Raw genomic sequence first — 18,363 nt, 5'->3', positions numbered from 1 at the left:
GGACCTTAATCCGAGTGAAAAAGTAGGTTTTCAACTTCTTTTATCTTAGCAAATCCGAACGCGGCCTGTCAACGAACACCGGGCATGCGGAGGCGGTCTATTTTTCGCTATGGCCGCTGCCTCCTTTGCTTCGGCGCGTTTCGCTCGCGGGGCAGAGGGTAAATCTCGAATAAGCTTATCAAAAATCAGGATTCGCCTACGAAGGAGGACGACGACATGAAACGGAACACCCTGCTCGGAGTCGCTGTCGGTCTGGGAGCTGCCTACCTGCTGCGCAGCAAGGAATCGCGCGGCAAGCTGATGACCCAGATCCAATCGATGGGACGCAAAGACGACAAGATCAGCAACAGCACCGTCATTTGACCTTGCAGCCCCGGCGTCAGGCGATGCGGACGGAGCATTCCGCCGCGATCGAACGCCGATAGGTGCCCGCAGCTTGCGGAAGTTCGCGCGCAAGTCGCACTCGGCAAAAAGCCGTTCCCGGTCGGGAACGGCTTTTTGCTGTTCGTGTTGAGCGATTCCGACCCGGTAACGGCCGTCGATCGAAAGCTGTTCATTAAAAGCTGTTGATAGAAGGCTGTCGATCAAAGACTATTGATCGAAGACTTTTACCGGCAGCCTGGACCGGCGGCTTTGTCAGCGGAACGCTTTTAGCGGCGGGTCTGTTCCAGGATGCTTTGCAGGTCTTCGCGCTCGAACTGGTACGCTTCGTTACAAAAGTGGCAGACGACTTCCGCCACGCCCTGTTCGTCGATGATCGCCTGGATCTCTTCGGACCCGAGGCTGATCAGCGTGCGTTCCACGCGCTCGCGCGAGCATTCGCAGCGGAAATCGATGTTCAGCGATTCCTGGATCTGCACGTCCGGCAGTACCCATTTGATCAGTTCTTCCGGCGACAGCCCCTGATCGATCAATGCCGATACCGGAGGCAGCGAAGCGATGGCGCCTTCGATCGCGTCGATCTCTTCGTCGGCCAAGCCCGGCAGCAGTTGGACGATCAGGCCGCCCGCACTGATGACCTGGCCTTCCGGCGCGACGAGCACCCCGATACCGACAGCCGAAGGCGTCTGTTCGGACGCCGCGAAGTAATACGTAAAATCTTCGCCGAGTTCGCCCGACACGATCGGCACGCTGCCGCGGTAAGGTTCCTTGAGGCCCAGATCCTTGATGACGTACAGGAATCCTTCGGTTCCGACCGCGCCGGCTACATCGAGCTTGCCCATGGCGTTGCTCGGCAGGTGGACATGCGGGTTATCGACATAACCGCGCACTTCGCCTCTGGCGTTGGCATCGGCGACGATCTGGCCGAGCGGCCCGTCTCCTTTGACCTGAATCGTCAGTTTCTCTTCGCCTTTGAGCATTGCGCCCATCATGGCGGCCGTCGTCAGTGTGCGTCCCAGCGCGGCGGTAGCCGTCGGGAACGTGTCGTGACGCTTGCGCAGCTCTTCGACCAATTGGGTGCTCCGTACCGCGAATGCGCGGACTTTGCCGCCCAGTGCGGTTCCCCGCACAAGGTAATCGCGTTCTTCGGATGGTTCGGACTCTCCGTTCTGTTGATGCATAGGCTCCAGATTTTCCATGAGCAGTTTCCTCCGCTTCCGGCCGCTCGCGTGAGCGGCCTCTATAGTTGAACCCCGTTATCGGGACAAAGCTTTGTTGCGTTCGTAGATCAGGCGCAGCCCTTCGAGCGTAAGCAGCGGATTGACTTCGCGGACCGACTCGGTCTCCGCGCAGATCAACGGCGCGAGTCCGCCGGTCGCGATCACCTGCAGCTCCGTATTCATCTCCTGCCGAATCCGCTTGACGATACCGTCCACCTGTCCCGCATAGCCGTAGATAATGCCCGACTGCATCGCATGGATGGTGTTGCGTCCGATGACCTTCTTCGGCTTCTCCAGCTCGATTCTCGGCAGCTTCGAAGCTCTCTGGTACAACGCTTCGGTCGAGATGCCGATCCCGGGCACGATGGCGCCGCCCAGGTAAGTGCCCTGCGCGTCGATGCAATCGAACGTCGTCGCCGTGCCGAAGTCGACGACGACTACCGGCCCGCCGTACAGTTCCACGGCGGCGACGGCGTTGACGATCCGGTCCGCGCCGATCTCGCGCGGATTTTCGTAGCGGAGATTCAAGCCGGTCTTGATGCCGGGGCCAACGACCAAAGGCGTCTTTTTGAGATAGGTGCGGCACATCTGCTCGATCACGCCGACGATCGGGGGAACGACGGATGAGATCATGACGCCTTCGATCCGCTCCGCCTCCACGCCCGCCATGCGGAACAAATTGTAGATCATGACGCCGTACTCGTCGCTCGTCGTCTGCCGGCTGGTGCTGATTCTGAAATGGTGCAGCAGTTCGCTGCCCTCGTACATGCCGAGCACGATATTGGTGTTGCCGATGTCCACTACAAGAATCACGCGGTTGTTGTCCCCCTTTGCGTTGATCTCACGCCTCATAACAAAAGACCGGAAAACGAGGATTCGTTTTCCGGTCTCGCTTGTAAAAGGTCGACCCTGACAAAAATGGATCAGCGGATCAAGATTGCGTACCGCTGCCGCCGGAGTCGCCGCGTTTGTTCAGCGGATCGTTCGGGATGTCGCCGTCTTTGCCGAGACCCACAGGATCGGACTCGTCCAGACGAACGTTCGTATCGCCGATGCTGTCGAAAGTCGGTTCAGCCTTGGGCTCCGAACCTTCGCCGACCGGCGTGTTCGTCGAACCTTCCGGTGCTTCGAGCGTACCGGTCTCGATCAGATTGCGGATCTGGTCGAGTTCCAGCGTTTCGACTTCGAGCAGCGTGTTCGCGATCAAATGTACTTCTTTGGCATGATCGGTCAGAACCTGACGCGCTCTCTCGTACGATTCGCTGATGAAGCGCTGCATTTCCTGATCGATCTCATACGCCACGGCGTCGCTGTAGTTCGGTTCGTGTCCGAGATCGCGGCCCAGGAACACTTGACCCTGACCGGTTCCGAACTGCATCGGACCGAGCTTCTCGCTCATGCCGTATTCCATAATCATGCTGCGCACGATGCCGGTCGCCTGCTGGAAGTCGCTGTATGCGCCCGTACCGATCTCGCCGATAAACAGTTCTTCGGACACGCGTCCGCCCAGAAGGCCGGTTACGCGGTCGAGCAGTTCCTGCTTCGTGACGAGCATGCGGTCTTCCTTCGGCATCATGATCACGTATCCGCCCGCGCGACCGCGCGGAATGATCGTCACCTTATGCACCGTGTCGGCATGTTCGAGGAAGTAACCCACGATCGTATGGCCCGCTTCGTGGTAAGCCACGATGCGTTTCTCGCGATCGCTGATGACGCGGCTCTTCTTCTCCGTACCGACGATGACGCGGTCGATCGCTTCGTCGATTTCGCTCATCGAAATGTCTTTTCGATCGCGGCGTGCCGCGATCAATGCCGCTTCGTTCAGCAGGTTTTGCAGATCCGCGCCCGAGAAACCGGTAGTGCGCTTCGCGATCTTGTCGAGCTGAACGTCTTTGGTCAGCGGCTTGTTGCGTGCGTGAACGTGCAGTACCGCTTCGCGGCCTTTGACGTCCGGACGGTCGACCGTAATCTGACGGTCGAAACGTCCCGGGCGCAGCAGGGCCGGGTCGAGAATATCCGCGCGGTTCGTCGCCGCGATGATGATGATACCTTCGTTTTCGCCGAAACCGTCCATCTCGACGAGCAGCTGGTTGAGCGTCTGCTCGCGTTCGTCGTGTCCGCCGCCAAGGCCTGCGCCCCGCTGACGTCCGACAGCGTCGATTTCGTCGATGAAGATAATACAAGGCGCGCTTTTCTTCGCGTTTTCGAACAAATCCCGAACCCGCGAAGCGCCGACGCCGACGAACATTTCGACGAAGTCGGAACCGGAGATGCTGAAGAAGGCTACGCCCGCTTCGCCGGCTACCGCACGGGCCAGCAGCGTTTTACCGGTACCCGGAGGGCCAACGAGCAGGACGCCTTTTGGAATTCTTGCGCCGAGCGCCGAGAATTTGCGCGAATCCTTGAGGAATTCGACCACTTCGACGAGCTCCTGCTTCTCTTCGTCCGCACCGGCCACGTCGTTGAAGGTTACTTTTTTCTTCTCTTCGCTGTACAGTTTGGCTTTGCTCTTGCCAAAGTTCATCACTTTGCCGCCGCCGCCCTGGGACTGGTTAAAGAGGAAGAAGAACAACACGAACATCAGGATAAGCGGAATGAACGAGGTGAATAAGGTCAACCAGATGCTTTGCCCCTGCATCGGCTTCCACGTTACCTCTACGTTGTTCGCTTCCATTTTAGTCGTAAGATCGCTAACCACCGTTTCGGTGGATGGAATATACGTCGAGAACGTCTTTGGCGCGTCAGCTTCCAACGGAGCCTTGTACGTACCGGTCACCAAATAAGCGTAGTTATCGAATTGGAACGTAGCGTTGGCCACGTTGTCGTTCTGAACCTGCTCGACCAGTTCGTCGTATCTTGGAGCTTGGGCCGTATCCCGGCCGCCGTTCAAAAATTGAATGATGCCTACCACGACAAGAAAAAGGATTAAATAAAAGCCAGAATTCCGGATGAACCGATTCATCCCCAACCTCCTCTCAAGACACTGAATTTATTTTACCATAGTCCGTTCATACATCACAAATTCAGACGCGGAGCGGACTTCGAAGCGCAAATCCCGGTCTCGCCGCATCGGTCTTGCCGATCTTTCGATCCCGACCCCGCCGCGCACCCGAACCGTCTATTCCTTGGTGTAAATCTCCGGTTTGAGTACCCCGATATACGGCAGGTTGCGGTAGTGTTCCGCGTAATCCAGACCGTAACCGACGACGAATGCGTCCGGCAAAACAAAGCCCGTATAGTCCGCTTCCATGTTCACCGAGCGGCCCGACGGCTTGTCGAACAGCGTAACGACCTTGACGCTCTTGGCGTTGCGGTTCTTCAGCAGTTCGATCAGGTGGCTGAGCGTCAGCCCGCTGTCGATGATGTCTTCCACGATCAGCACGTCGCGCCCTTCCACCGTCGTGTCCAGATCCTTGATGATCTTCACGACGCCGGACGACTTCGTAGCCGCCCCGTAGCTTGATACCGCCATGAAGTCGAGTTCGATCGGTACCGTAATGCGTTTGACAAGGTCGGCCATGAAAATGAAAGCGCCTTTCAACACGCAGATGACGAGCGGATTGCGGTCCGTGTATTCGCCGCTGAGCTGCGCGCCCAGTTCCTTGATTTTGGCCTGGAGTTCCTCTTCGCTGATAAGCACTTCCTGAATGTCGTTTTGCAACGTGCATGACCCTCCCACAATTGTGATCTGATTGAGACTTGATCTTCTTTCTATCTTATAAACCAAAACCGTCAACAAAGAGCCCGATCTATCCGAATATATAGAATCTTCTCGCTCCGCCCGTCTATCCAGGCATGTCCGGAGCGCCGCAGGCCGGCCAGCCACACGATGCGCCCCTGCGCGTCGCATACGACCGGAATCAGGCCGCGCTCGGACGGAGCGATCTTTTCGTCGATCAGCAGATCTTTGACTTTCTTCGTGCCGGCTCCTCGCGGAAGCTCGATCCGATCTCCCGGAAGGCGCGAACGCAAGGTTAGCGGGTACTGCAGCCGATCCGCGTCGAACGCGACTTCCCGGCGGTCCGGATTCCTCATCGTTTCGACGTCGGGAATTTCCCGCTCCTCCCTGAAGATCATATCGAAACTTCCGAACGACAGCCTGCGCATACCCGGCTCCCTGTCGATGCTCACGGTTCGAAGAACGCCGGGCTCGGGTCTGCCGAGACGGAAAAACGCACGATCGTATTCGCGCGTGCAGGTCCGTCCGTATCCGAGGTCCAGCGTCCAGGTCGAATCTTCGGAAGAGACCAAGCGCCGGCGCACAAGCTCCACCTTGGCAAAATCGGTCTCCATGTCCGGTTCCGACAGGTAATTTAATATTAATTTAACGAGCCTGCGTTGTAAAGCGACGGGCCGGGAGGAAAAGGCCTCCGTTCGAAGCTCCGTGCCGTTCGGACCCACCGCGCAGGTCTGTTCGAACGCAAGTTCGGCCTGTTCGTTCAAAAAATCTTCTTCCGGGCCGAGCGTGTCGGCCAGCCGGTTCAGCGCCGCCGTCAGCTTTCCGTTGTAACTCTCCAGATGCGGAATCGTCTCCAGCCGAATCCGGTTTCGAACATAATCGGGCCGGGCGTTGCTGCTGTCCGTCACATAGCCGATCCTGTTTTTTTCGCAAAAAGAAACCAAATCGGCTTTGCCGAAGCCGAGCAGCGGCCGCACCAGCCGAACGCCGTCCCATTCGCGTACCCGGCGCATGCCGCCCAATCCGCCGGTTCCGCTTCCGCGCAGCAGATGCAGCAGCACCGTCTCCGCCTGGTCGTCCGCGTGATGGGCCAGCGCGATAGCTGACGCGCCGTGTCTGCGCGCCGTGTCCCGCAAAAACCGGTAGCGAAGCTCGCGCGCCGCCGCCTGGGTGCCGAGGCGCTCTGCGCGCTTGTGTCCGCTGACGTCCGGTTCGCCGAGTTCGAACGGCAGGCCGAGCCGGTCCGCGGCTTCGCGCACCCGTTCCGCTTCCGCCGCCGATTCTTCCGGCCGCAGGCCGTGGTTCACGTGCGCGCAGACGAGGCGGAGATTCCGCCGCGGCGACAAGCCGTGCAGCAGATGCAGCAGCGCCATCGAATCCGGTCCGCCGGACACGGCGACCACGATCGTGTCCCCGCCGCGCCACATGCCGTATTCGCCGGCTTCGCGGTCCAGCCCGTCCAACAATCGGTTGTCGTCCTTCACCGTCTCCCCTCCCCTTTTCTCATAGCGACAGCGCCGCGTACACGACGGCCCCGAGCAGCAGCAGGGAGCCGCAGAACGCGGCTGTCAGCATCCTGGAAGAGCCTCTCCGCGCTTTGGCGGGATGCAGGCGGCAGAGCGCCTTCCAGTAGGCGTGCGCTTCCCCCGAGCCCGTGAAGCCCCCGTGCAGCGCCCGCTCCAGCCACGGCCGGAAGACTTGCAGCGCCGGAATCCGGCCGGCCAGCTGGGCCAGGTCTTCCGCGCTGCGGGTCTGGGGCAGCAGCGCCCCGTCGAGCCGGCGCAGCCCCCGCTCGTCGAAGACGTGCAGGCAGAGCACCGCAAAAGCGAACAGGTCGTAGCCGGGGTCGGCGGTGCGGCTGCCCGCGTTCCAGTATTTGCGGTCGTACCAACCGCTGTACTGCTTCACGCTCGCGCCGATCGCGCTGGCTCCGCCGTAATCGACCAGCTCCACGGCGCCGCTCTCTTCGACCAGCACGTGGCACGGCTTGAGATCGCCGAAAATGAAGCCGGCACGGTGCAGCCCGGACAGCCGATCGAGCAGGCCAAGCCCGGCGGCCCCGATCTGACGGTATCCGTATTTGCGAATATAGGCGTCGATCGGCATGCCGCGCACGAATTTCATCACGTAAAAAGGAATAGAGCGATCCCCGGTCCGGAACCGGTCGGCGTCGAGCAGAAACGAACGATGGTCGCCGTTTTCAAGCTCGCGCTTTTTCAGCTCGGCCAGCATTTCGACTTCCGCTTTGAGTTCCGGCTTTTCCGGGCCGGCCTTGAGCGCCGCCGGATAGCCGGCCGCCGACCGCACCAGATAGACGTTGCCGTTCGCTCCGCGCCCGATCAACGACTGTATCGTGTACTGCCCGCCCTGGTTCTCTCCGGTCACGACCTTGCCCGGCGTGAATTCCGGCAAATCTGGTGCAGCCACTTGGCATCCCGTCCTTTCCGGCGCGATTGCGGCCGATATCCGATTCCGGCAGTTTGTGAACCTTTTGAAGCCAATCTTTATCTTTTATCGGATAAAAAGCGGTGTTCGTTGAACGCTGCCGCGAATCAAAGCAAAAAACCGCGAGCGGCTTGGCCATTCGCGGTGATCGCAGCTATACAAACCAAAGGATCGTCTTACGATCTCTTGGCTCCACGGCCTCCACGCTTGGATTCCGTGTTTTTCTTGATGGAAGAGATGCGCTCTTCGCTGTCTTTAAGGAAACGGGTCAATTTATCATCGAACGAAGGCTTACCGAATGCGGGCTTGCCGAATGCAGGTTTACCGCCGCCAGGAGGCCTCGAAGGTCGGCCGCCGCCACCGCCGCTGCCGCCGCGGTTAAATCCGCCACCACCGCCACCGCCGCCGCTACCGTTGTAGCGTTCGCCGCCACCGCCGCCGCTGCTCGGTCCGCGGTCGCGATCCGGTCTAGGAGGACGGGAGGAAGGAGCAGGTGCAGAACCGGCAGGTCGATCCACCGTTTGCTTGATGGACAAGCCAATCTTGCCGTCTTTGTCGACGTTGATGACTTTGACCGTCACCATATCGCCAATCTTCAGGTGATCGTTCACATCTTTTACGTAGTTGTCGGCGATTTCCGAGATATGAACAAGACCCGTGACACCTCCGGACAAATCCACGAATGCTCCGAAATGCGTAATGCCTGTCACTTTGCCCTCTAATTTGGTGCCTACTTCAATTGCCATAGAATGAAATGATCCTCCCTTAAAAATATACAGCCGAATCTGTCAAATTCCGGGCTGCGGTGATTTGATTATAACGGAAGCGGAAACGGCGGTCAACAAACAAAACCGCATAAAACCGCGGAAAACCTACTCTCCTCCGCCTTCTCCGGTGACCCGGATCGGGATTTCTTCCGGTTTGAACATGTTGTATTCCTTGCGGGCGATTTGGGCGATATATTCAGGATCCTGAAGTCGCTTGATCTCCGTTTTCACTTCGCCCAGCGCCGTCTCGCTTGACGCTTTGGCCGTCGCCCGTTCTTCGAGCTGCGCGGACTTGTCCGCGATGACCGACGATTGGCTGATCAGGGTATATCCCGACCAGAGAATCAGAACCAGCATCAGGACAGCCCATAAACGAAGACGCTTCTTGCCGCTCTGCTGCCGGTTGGACGATGTTCGCCGGACCTCGGTCCGATCGTTCTTCGGTGCTCGTTCAGGCTGTTGTCGATTGGGATTTCTTGCTGCGGAAGTCGCTCTCATGCTTATGGAACCCTCCTTCACCGGACAGATGCCGGCCGTTATTTGAATAGGAATGCAGCGTACCGATCTTCCCGTCGGAAAAGGAATCCGGCACGCGGCTTCACGCTTTGTATCGGAAGAAAAGCCGCCAGACTCGATAGAGCGGCGAAAAGATTGTCCTCTGCCTGGGCAGCGGTTCATAGTCCGCATGGCCTATCTTAAAGATCTACTTAGAACATTAACACAAAAGAAGAAGAATTGACGCGAAAACGCGCAAATTTAGCCTAAAAAGGCGTTCCCGCCGCAGCGGAAACGCCTTTTTAGGTTTGTCAAACGACTTCGTTAAAAGTTAAAACCGTCTTCACGGGGAATCGGTTCTTCCTTGACTAGGGTATACATGCCTGCCGCTTCATCTTTGCGGGTCGTATCCGCGAGGCGTTCGACCCGGACGGTGACGAGCTTCTGCCCGAACTGCACGGTAATTTCGTCGCCGACTTTCACCGAAGCGCTGGGCTTGGCCTCGCGGCCGTTGATCAGCACGCGGCCCTGCTCGGACACGTCCTTCGCTACGGTGCGCCGCTTGATGAGCCTGGACACTTTCAGGAATTTATCGACACGCATAATTACTTAACCGCGTCTTTGAGTTTGTTGCCCGCTTTGAACGCAGGAACGCTCGACTCGGGAATCGTGATCGGCTCGCCGGTCTGCGGGTTGCGACCTGTACGGCCTGCGCGCTTGCGGGTCTCGAACGTGCCGAATCCGATCAGTTGAACTTTGTCTCCGCCAGCGAGTGCTTCGGTTACGCCGTCCATGAAGCCGTTCAGTACCGCTTCGACTTCTTTTTTGCCTACTCCGCTTTTTTCCGCGATGTTGTTGATCAGTTCGGTTTTATTCATTGCATTCATTCCTCCCGGGATTTTAAGGTCGCGTCCGCCTGTCCGCCAGGCCGGCTGCCGGATACGATCCGAAAGCGGGCAATGCCGGAGACGTAACGCTCAAAATGATAAGCGAAGCACGGGCAAGCCCTGCGCTGTCGCGTTTATCCGATTTGTCGGACGGCCGTTCGCGCCGGCATGCGCCGAGTCCGCTCTTGCGGATCCGGCATGCACTTCCGGCAGCGGAAGCGGCCGCGGTGATAAGGGCGCTTCGCGTTATTCCGTCGTCTTCGCTTCGTTCCACAGTTCGTCCATTTCGGCGAGCGTGCTGCCCTGCGGGGAACTTCCCCGCTCGCGCAGCTTGCGCTCGATGTAACCGAACCGGCGGCGGAACTTGTCGTTGACGAGCGAGAGCGCTTCTTCCGGGTCGGCATCCAGAAAACGGGACGCGTTGACCGCGGAGAACAGCAAGTCGCCCAATTCGAGCTTGAGGGCGTCGGCATCGGCCCCCTCGGCCAACCCTTGGCGAAGCTCGCCCAATTCTTCTTCGATCTTGGCGAAGACGTCTTCGATGTTGTCCCAGTCGAAACCGGCCTTGGCCGCCTTCTTCTGGATCTTGTACGCCTTCATAAGCGCCGGAAGATCTCTCGGCACGCCGTCCAACAGGGAGGCTTCCGGAGCGTTCTCGCCCCGCAGCTTCTTCTCCTCCGCCTTCATGGCGTCCCAGTTCTTCAACGCTTCTTCGGCGCTGCCGGCCGCGGTATCGCCGAATACGTGCGGATGGCGGAAGATCAACTTCTCGTTCAGTCCGCGAATCACGTCGTAGACGGTGAACGTGCCGACTTCCTCTTCCATGCGGGAGTGAAGCAGAATCTGCAGCAGCAGGTCGCCCAGCTCTTCGCGCATATGGTCGGGGTCGTCGTCGTCGATCGTCTCCAGCACCTCGTACGTCTCTTCGATCAGGTTCTTGCGGATCGAAGCGTGCGTCTGCTCGATGTCCCACGGACAGCCGCCCGGGCTGCGCAGAATGCCGACGATCTCGTGCAGCCTGGCAAAACTGCCGGCCCGAAGCGCTTCGTCGTCGCTCCGGGGAACGTACACGAGCGACAGGTTGCCGTATCCTTCGAGGCGGTCCAGCTCGTACAGCGGAACGCGAAGAATTTGCTCTTCGCCTTCCACGCCGAGCGCATGGCCCACAACGACCGGATGGTCGTCGGGATAAACTTCCATCAATCCGAGTTTAACCTCGGAAGCGGTCAGCGAATCGTAAACCTGGCCAATCAGCGTATGCAGGGAAGGCCGAATCAGCTCGGCCGTCACGCCCGAGGAGTCCAGCAGCTGGAATCCTTCGATCGGATCGAAGCCGAGCCGCACGAAAGCCTGGTCGAGGAAGCTCTCCCCGCCGAGCACCTTCAGGGCGACGCCGGACTGCTCCGCATATTCGCGCAGCAGCAGCACCGTCTTCTCGGCGACCATCGGATGGCCCGGCACGGCGTAGACGATCGGTTCGTCCGCCGCCAGCTCCACGAGCCTGCGCGCGATCGTCTCGTAGACGTCTCCGAACGATTCGTTGTCTTCGTAGACCGAGTCGAACGAATCGAACGCGATGCCTTCGGCGGCGATCCGGTTCATGACCGGATGTTCCTGCGTCCGGACGTAGATCCGGCCCGCGCCCTGAAGGACTTTCCATATGCCCAGCGTCAGCTGGTCCGGATCGCCGGAACCCAGTCCGACTACCGTAATTTCCGTACTCATTGCCGATTCATCCCCTTCCGCTGCACCTCGCATTTTACCACTATATCACGGGTTCTCGCGAATTGCGAATCCTAAATGCGTACAAGCGTTCCCTTGCTCGGAAAAAGACATTTTTTCCCTCAAGCGTGTATTGCAGCCAGGGAAAAGGCGGCGAAATCGCGGCTCGACGGCCGATCGGCGCCGGTCTACGATTCGCGGCGCAGCCGCCGCGCGAAGGCGGCAAGCTTCGTGCCGCCGGGCAGTGCGGACAGCTCCGCGTCCGATACCGCGCGGGTGTAGATCAGCGCGGCGGCGAAGGCGATCACGCCTGCGGCGACGCCGGCGAGGCTGGTCAGCATCGCGCCCGCGCGTCCGTCGAGGCCCGCGGCGGTCAGCAGCCCGTCCGCCAGCAGGCGGACGGCATAGGCGGCAAGCGCCGTCAGACCCGCCAGCAGCAGGGGCTGGAGCAGCGTACGTCGCACGCCGCGGCGCAGCCCGGTCAGGCGGGCGAGCAGCAGGACGCCGAGCAGCGCGGCGACCATGTAGGACACGGCGCCGGCCAGAGCGGCGCCGGAGATGCCCATATACGGCACGAGCAGCAGGTTGAGCCCAAGCTTCAACACGGCCGAGACGAGCAGGAACAGCGCGGGCGCCCGAACGGCGCCCATGCCCTGCAGCAGCGCGGCGGACACGATGCCGAGCGTGCCGCCCGCGGCGGACAGCGCGGTCCAGCGCAGCGCGTCGGTGCCCTGGTCGTCGGCGTACAGCATGACGTTGACCGGGCCGGCCAGCACGGCCAGACCCGCGGCGGCCGTCAGGCCGAGCAGCCACAGCCAGCGCAGCGCGACCGAAGCGGATACGGCGATCCGCCCTTCTTCGCCGCGCGCTTTCGCTTCGGCGATAGCCGGCAGCAGCAGCGTGGAGAGCGAAGTCGCCAGCATGAAGACGAGCTGGACGATCGGGATGCCGCGGTTATAGACGCCGAACTGCTCCATCGCCGCAAGGTCGCCCCAACCTCCGCTTTGCAGCAGCCGGGGCACGGTAAGCGTATCGACGAGGCTCAGCAGCGGCTGGGACAGCGAGCCGACGAAGACCGGCACGGCATAGATCAGCAGCGGCTTGATCCACCGCCAGACGGAGCCGCCCTGCGGGTCGGCGGCACTCGCCACCGGGAAAGCCGGCCGCGCAGCCGGCTCTGCCGCCCGCTCCGCGAGTTCCGCCTGCTTGCGCTTGCGGTGCCGCCGCCAGAACACGAGCATGACGAGCAGTCCGGCCAGACCGCCGGCAAACGAACCGAACGCCGCTCCCGCGGCAATCCGCTCGTCGGAAGCGCCGGCCGAGTTCAGCGCCAGCAGCAGCGCGATCATAACCCCGACGCGCACGATCTGCTCGCTGACTTGCGAGACCGCGGTCGGCAGCGCCTGCTGCTGCCCCTGGAAGAAGCCGCGCAGCGCGGCCATCGGCGGCACGACGAGCAGTGCGAGCGCGACCGCGCGCAGCGGCAGCAGCGTATGCTCGCTGCCGATCCAACCGGACAGCAGCGGCGCAAGGCTCCACATGCCGAGCGCCATCAGCAGGCCGGCGGCGCAGCCGGTCAGCAGGCCCGCGCGGAGCACGGCGCGCACGCCGCGTTCGTCCGCGCCGGCGATCCGCTCGGCGACGTATTTGGAGATGGCCGCCGGCAGCGCGGCCGTGACGAACACGGCCAAAAAGGCGTAAAACGAATAAATGGTCGTGTAGATGCCGAACACGCCGTCCCCGCCCAGATTTTGCAGCGGGATCTTCTGCAGCGTGCCGATCATTTTGGACAGGATTGCCGCGGCGCCGAGAATGAAAGCGCCCCTGAGCAAGCCGGACGAGGTGGACGTCTTCACGCCGCAGCCCTCCTTCTTGCCGGAAGCCCTTCGGGCTTCCGGCCGTTTTTTTGGCTCAAAAAAATAGCGCGTGGAAGCGCGCTATTTTTGAGTTTGACTATGGCTGCCGCCCGGGGGCGGCGCATGGGTTTACTTGCCGTCCGTTTTGGTCTCGGTACCGGCATCGGTCGACGTGCCGGCAGCGCCGGATTCGTCGGTCGCTGCGCCGTCGGTCGCCGCACCATCGGTCGCGGCGCCTTGATCGGCACCTTCCGTTACGGCGCCGTCTGTTCCTTCGGCGGCTCCGGGAGCCGTACCTTCGGTTGCAGGCGGCGTTGTGCCTTCCGGTGCAGCGCCGTCGGTTCCTTCAGGCGTCGTGCCTTCGGCCGCAGGCGGCGTTACCGGATCCTTGAATTCTTCCTTGCTTTTCGTGATACCTTTCAAATCTTTTTCCATGAACGTATTCAGCTTGTTGGACGCCAGGGTACGGCGAACCGAATCCTTCACTTCGTCCGTCAGCGTGTCGGTTCTTTTCTCGACCTTGATCACGTGGTAGCCGTATTCGGTTTTGACCGGATCGCCCACTACGCCGACTTTTTGTTCCATCGCCGCTTTTTTGAACGCTTCCACCCAGTCGCCTACGGCTGCGCCTTCATACAGACCGCCGTTCGAAGCCGAACCCGGGTCTTCCGACAGTTCTTTGGCCACTTTGGCGAAATCTTCGCCGCCGTCGACTCTCGCTTTGGCTTCCTTGGCCAACTTCAGCGTTTCGGCTTCGGTACGCTTTTTGCCTTCCGCGTCCGTGAAGTTGATCAAAATATGGCGCACGTTCGCCGTGATGTAGGCTTCTTTGTTGGCGTCGTACTCTTTTTGCACTTCTTCGTCCTTGACCTGGTTGGACATGTACTGCACGGCCGTCATGACCTGCGTCATGTACGTCGTCAGGTCCGCTTCGGTAATGTTCTGTTGCTTCAGCATGGTATTGAGCTGCTCCTGGTCGACCTGGGCTTTCATCTGATCCAGCTGCTCGGTCGCCATTTCGGCACCCTTCTTCTTCTCTTCGTCCGTCGCTTTGTCTTCGAGATAGTTATAAGCAATCTGCTGGTCCAGCATATAGTTTTTGATATCGGCCGAATCCATCATCGACGCATAGGTCGGCTGCAAAAATTTCATAACGTTCAATTCTTTGTTGAACTGGTCTTCCGTGACGTTTCCCCCGTCGTAAGTGGCCAGTACCTTGCTGTCTTCGACCTTGGCCGTATCATTGCCCGGATCGGCTTTGTCGCCGCAGGCGGCCAGTACGGAAAAAGACAAGACCGCAACGGCTCCGAGCGACGCCAATTTTCCCCATTTTCTATGACTTGACTGCATCATGAAGTTCTCCCTTCGATTTGAACGCTTGTTGGAGGGCATCCAGAACCCGTTCCAGCGTCCCTAAACGCTCGGATTCCGGCAGGCTCCTGCCTTTGATTTGGAACGCAAGAGGCGTACCCTGCTTAAATTGTACACTGCTTTCGAACTGATTTCCAACTTGCGCGAGTTTGGAAGGATCGGCCGCTTTCTCCTGTCCTTCGTAGAACGTGACGAGAAGATCGTCGCCTCTTCGTGCGATGCTCTCGATGCCGTACGTGCGGCCGTAAATTTTGAAGCGCGCGACCTGCATCAGGCGCACGACCGCTTCCGGCAGTTCGCCGAACCGGTCAAGCAGCTCGTCTTCGAGTTCGAGCACTTCTTCGAAGGTGGTCGCCGCGGCAACCTTTTTGTAAATCTCGATCTTCTGGATGCTGTCGTAAATGTAATCCGAAGGCAGATACGCGTCGATCGACAGGTCGATCATCGTGCTCCAGTGCTTGTCTTCCGCCGGCGCTTCGCCGAGCATCGAAATTTTGCGCTTCTGGATTTCTTCGGCCAGCATCTGCGAGTACAAGTCGAATCCGACGGACGCGATGAAGCCGGACTGTTCCGCGCCGAGCAGATTGCCCGCGCCGCGAATCGACAAGTCGCGCATGGCGATCTTGAAGCCGGAACCGAGTTCCGTAAATTCCTTGATCGACTGCAGGCGTTTCTCGGCGACCTCGGTCAGCACCTTGTCTTTTTGGTAAGAGAAATACGCATACGCGATCCGGTTGGAACGGCCGACGCGCCCGCGCATCTGGTACAGCTGCGACAGACCCATCTTGTCCGCGTCGTGCACGATCAGCGTATTGACGTTCGGAATGTCCACGCCCGTCTCGATGATGCTCGTGCTGACGAGCACGTCCGATTCGCCTTCGAGGAAGTCGAGGATCGTCCGCTCCAGTTCCTGCTCGCTCATCTGCCCGTGGCCCACGCTGACGCGCGCGTCCGGCACGAGCTCGGAAATTTCCGCCGCCTTCTCGTGGATGCCCTGCACGCGGTTGTACAGGTAGTACACCTGTCCGCCGCGCGCAAGCTCCCGTTCGATCGCTTCGCGCACGAGCGTCGGGCTGTATTCGACCACGTACGTCTGCACCGGGAAACGGTTCTCCGGCGGCGTCTCGATAACCGACAGATCCCGTACGCCCAGCATGGACATGTGCAGCGTACGCGGAATCGGCGTCGCCGTCAGCGTCAGCACGTCCACGTTCGTCTTGAGCCGCTTGAGCTTTTCCTTGTGCGTCACGCCGAACCGCTGCTCTTCGTCGACGATCAGCAGGCCGAGATCCTTGAACACGAGATCCTGCGACAGGATGCGGTGCGTGCCGATAATGACATCGATCGTGCCCTGCTTGACGCCCTTGATCGTCTCGTTCTGTTCTTTGCGCGAGCGGAAACGGCTGAGGACGCCAATATTGAACGGATACCCTTCGAAACGTTCCCGGAACGTCTCGTAATGCTGCTGCGCCAAAATGGTCGTCGGCACGAGAATCGCGACCTGCTTGCCTTCGATCGCCGCCTTGAACGCCGCGCGGATCGCGACTTCCGTCTTGCCGTAGCCGACGTCCCCGCACAGCAGACGGTCCATCGGACGGGTCATCTCCATGTCGCCCTTGATCTCTTCGATCGCCCGCAGCTGGTCGCGCGTCTCTTCATAAGGGAACGTGTTTTCGAAATCGTTCTGGTCCGGCGTATCCTTGTCGAAGCTGTACCCGGCGGAAGCCTGTCTCTCCGCGTACAGCTTGATCAGGTCGTCGGCGATGTCCTGCACGGACGAACGGACTTTGGTCTTGACTCTCGTCCACTCGTTGCCGCCCAGCTTGTACACTTTCGGCTCTTTGTCTTCGGCGCCGACGTATTTCTGGATCAGGTCGATCTGTTCGATCGGCACGGACAGCTTGTCGCCGCCGGCATACATGATATGCATGTAGTCTTTATGGATGCCGCCGACTTCGAGCGTGCCGATGCCGAGGTATTTGCCGATACCGTGGTTTTGGTGCACGACGTAGTCGCCGACTTTCAGCTCGGTATAGCTTTTGATACGCTCGGCGTTGTCGATCTGCTTCGTGGACGTGCTTTTGCGCACTTTGCGCTGCTTCTGGGCGAACAGTTCGCCTTCCGTAATGACGACGAGATGGGCGGAGGGCAGCTCGAAGCCGCCCTGCAGATGGCCGCGCATAATCTCCGGCGTCTCGATATCGTAGTCTTCGAGCACCTGGCGGATGCGTTCGGCCCGTTCGTCGTCGCCGGCCAGCATGATGACGCGCATATTGGATTTTTTCCAGCGTTCCATCTCGGCCTTCAGCACGTTCATCTGCCCGTGGAAGTCCTGCATCGTCCGGCTGACGACGTTGACGACCTGCCCCGGATGGGTGCGCGGAATCTGGCGGACGAACAGCGACAGGAACAGCGTCTGGAACGGGCGCTGGTAGATGGCCGTGTCGCCTTCGAGCGCAAGCGGCAGGTCCGGCAGGCTTTTGCCGCTCTGCAGCAGGTGCAGGTTCCATTCGGCTTCGTCCCGTTCGAGCTGCGCGGCCGTGTCGAGCAGGCGCGAAGGCTCTTCCATCATCAGCAGCGTGTCGTCCGGCATGTAATCGTACAGCGTCCGGCGTTCCGGGTAGATCAGGGAGACGTATTTGTACATTTCCGGAAAATGGATCTGTTGGCGCAGCAGTTCGATCTCCCGGCCGATTTCTTGCTGCAGCGCCGTTTTGGCTTTGCGGTCGGTCATGCGCTCCAATTGCTTCTCCAGCAGCTCCGCCGCGGCATCGGCCGCCTGGGACATCCGCTTGCCGCTTGCGACAAGCTCGCGGCTCGGACGGATGCGGACGCTTTTGACTTTATCGATCGAACGTTGGTCTTCCGGGTCGAACGTGCGGATCGAGTCCACTTCGTCGTCGAACAGTTCGATCCGGTAGGCAAGCGCGGACGTCGTCGGGAAAAAATCGACGATTCCGCCGCGCACGCTCATCTCGCCCCGCGTTTCGACACGTTCCACGCGCGAATAGCCGAGTTCGACCATGCGCAGCAGGAAGTGTTCCAGGTCGAGCGTGCCGCCTTCTTCGATCGTGAACTGGGCGGCGCGGATCTCTTCCGGGTCCGGCACGAAACGGCGCAGGCCGGAGAACGGCACGACCAGCACGCCTTTGAACCCTTCGGCGCAGCGAGTCAGCACTTCGATACGCTGCGCGATGGTCTCCGGACTCGAGATCGCCGATTCCGCCGCGACCAGTTCGTTGGCCGGGTAGAACAGCACGCTTCCTTCGGGAAGCGCTTCCTGAAGATCATCCGCGATTTTTTGAGCCGAAAAAATATTGTGCGTGACGATCAGCAGCGGACGTTCCAGCTCCTGATGCAGGCCCGCCATCATCAGCTGGCGCGCCGAGCCCGACAAGCCCGCGACCAACTGTTCCTTCATCCCGGCCGCAGCGGCTTTTTGAATCGAGATAAAGTCCTGGTCCCGGGCAACTTCTTTGATAAGCGCGTTTAACAAGGGGGCACCTCTCTTATGCTTGTAGAGTAAAAGAATGCAAGGCA

Annotated in this window: 15 protein-coding genes; 1 reads left to right on the top strand and 14 read right to left on the bottom strand. The window is 60.0% G+C overall.

Features of this window, described 5'->3' with window-relative positions; all coding sequences use genetic code 11:
- Nucleotides 1-216 precede the first annotated feature (216 nt).
- The gene (locus FTE24_RS22905; RefSeq protein WP_170314997.1) at nt 217-363 is read left to right on the top strand and encodes a hypothetical protein; all 147 of its coding nucleotides are present in this window, start codon (nt 217-219) and stop codon (nt 361-363) included.
- 287 nt (nt 364-650) lie between these two features.
- Here FTE24_RS22905 and hslO read toward each other — a convergent pair whose 3' ends face one another.
- From hslO to mfd, 14 genes are all read right to left on the bottom strand, one after another.
- Nucleotides 651-1,580: an Hsp33 family molecular chaperone HslO gene (gene hslO, locus FTE24_RS02035; RefSeq protein WP_150235572.1), complete on the bottom strand. Its 930-nt coding sequence runs from the start codon at nt 1,578-1,580 to the stop codon at nt 651-653.
- A gap of 57 nt (nt 1,581-1,637) precedes the next feature.
- Nucleotides 1,638-2,414 (bottom strand): type III pantothenate kinase, encoded by a 777-nt coding sequence (locus FTE24_RS02030; protein WP_150235570.1) that lies wholly within the window; start codon nt 2,412-2,414, stop codon nt 1,638-1,640.
- 118 nt (nt 2,415-2,532) lie between these two features.
- Complete coding sequence (ftsH, locus tag FTE24_RS02025) at nt 2,533-4,563, bottom strand: ATP-dependent zinc metalloprotease FtsH (protein ID WP_150235567.1); 2,031 nt, start codon at nt 4,561-4,563, stop codon at nt 2,533-2,535.
- A 156-nt stretch (nt 4,564-4,719) separates the two neighbouring features.
- On the bottom strand, nt 4,720-5,262 hold the full coding sequence (gene hpt / locus FTE24_RS02020; RefSeq protein WP_150235565.1) for a hypoxanthine phosphoribosyltransferase: 543 nt from the start codon (nt 5,260-5,262) through the stop codon (nt 4,720-4,722).
- Nucleotides 5,263-5,333: 71 nt separating this feature from the next.
- Nucleotides 5,334-6,764: a tRNA lysidine(34) synthetase TilS gene (gene tilS / locus FTE24_RS02015; protein WP_337190002.1), complete on the bottom strand. Its 1,431-nt coding sequence runs from the start codon at nt 6,762-6,764 to the stop codon at nt 5,334-5,336.
- Between the two features lie 19 nt (nt 6,765-6,783).
- Complete coding sequence (locus FTE24_RS02010; protein ID WP_160441618.1) at nt 6,784-7,707, bottom strand: protein kinase domain-containing protein; 924 nt, start codon at nt 7,705-7,707, stop codon at nt 6,784-6,786.
- 194 nt (nt 7,708-7,901) lie between these two features.
- Nucleotides 7,902-8,471, bottom strand: coding sequence for a S1 domain-containing RNA-binding protein (locus FTE24_RS02005; protein WP_141447849.1), 570 nt, complete (start codon nt 8,469-8,471; stop codon nt 7,902-7,904).
- Between the two features lie 126 nt (nt 8,472-8,597).
- Complete coding sequence (locus tag FTE24_RS02000; RefSeq protein ID WP_141447848.1) at nt 8,598-8,990, bottom strand: FtsB family cell division protein; 393 nt, start codon at nt 8,988-8,990, stop codon at nt 8,598-8,600.
- A gap of 321 nt (nt 8,991-9,311) precedes the next feature.
- Nucleotides 9,312-9,590, bottom strand: a complete 279-nt coding sequence (locus FTE24_RS01995) for an RNA-binding S4 domain-containing protein (RefSeq protein WP_141447847.1) — start codon at nt 9,588-9,590, stop codon at nt 9,312-9,314.
- 2 nt (nt 9,591-9,592) lie between these two features.
- On the bottom strand, nt 9,593-9,865 hold the full coding sequence (locus FTE24_RS01990; protein ID WP_141447846.1) for an HU family DNA-binding protein: 273 nt from the start codon (nt 9,863-9,865) through the stop codon (nt 9,593-9,595).
- A 255-nt stretch (nt 9,866-10,120) separates the two neighbouring features.
- Nucleotides 10,121-11,599 carry a nucleoside triphosphate pyrophosphohydrolase gene (mazG, locus tag FTE24_RS01985; RefSeq protein WP_150235562.1) on the bottom strand — a complete coding sequence of 493 codons (1,479 nt, stop codon included), beginning with the start codon at nt 11,597-11,599 and terminating at the stop codon, nt 10,121-10,123.
- Between the two features lie 185 nt (nt 11,600-11,784).
- A complete protein-coding gene (locus FTE24_RS01980; protein WP_150235560.1) occupies nt 11,785-13,452 on the bottom strand; it encodes an oligosaccharide flippase family protein in 1,668 nt (555 codons plus the stop codon).
- Between the two features lie 129 nt (nt 13,453-13,581).
- On the bottom strand, nt 13,582-14,802 hold the full coding sequence (locus tag FTE24_RS23415) for a peptidylprolyl isomerase (RefSeq protein WP_160441617.1): 1,221 nt from the start codon (nt 14,800-14,802) through the stop codon (nt 13,582-13,584).
- Entirely contained in the window at nt 14,786-18,319 is a 3,534-nt protein-coding gene (mfd, locus tag FTE24_RS01970) for a transcription-repair coupling factor (RefSeq protein WP_150235556.1), read from the bottom strand. The genes FTE24_RS23415 and mfd overlap by 17 nt, the downstream gene beginning before the upstream one ends.
- Nucleotides 18,320-18,363: the final 44 nt, after the last annotated feature.

The sequence above is a fragment of the Saccharibacillus sp. WB 17 genome (assembly GCF_008634075.2).
GTDB lineage: Bacteria > Bacillota > Bacilli > Paenibacillales > Paenibacillaceae > Saccharibacillus > Saccharibacillus brassicae.
This window is presented reverse-complemented; position numbering and strand designations above follow the sequence as displayed.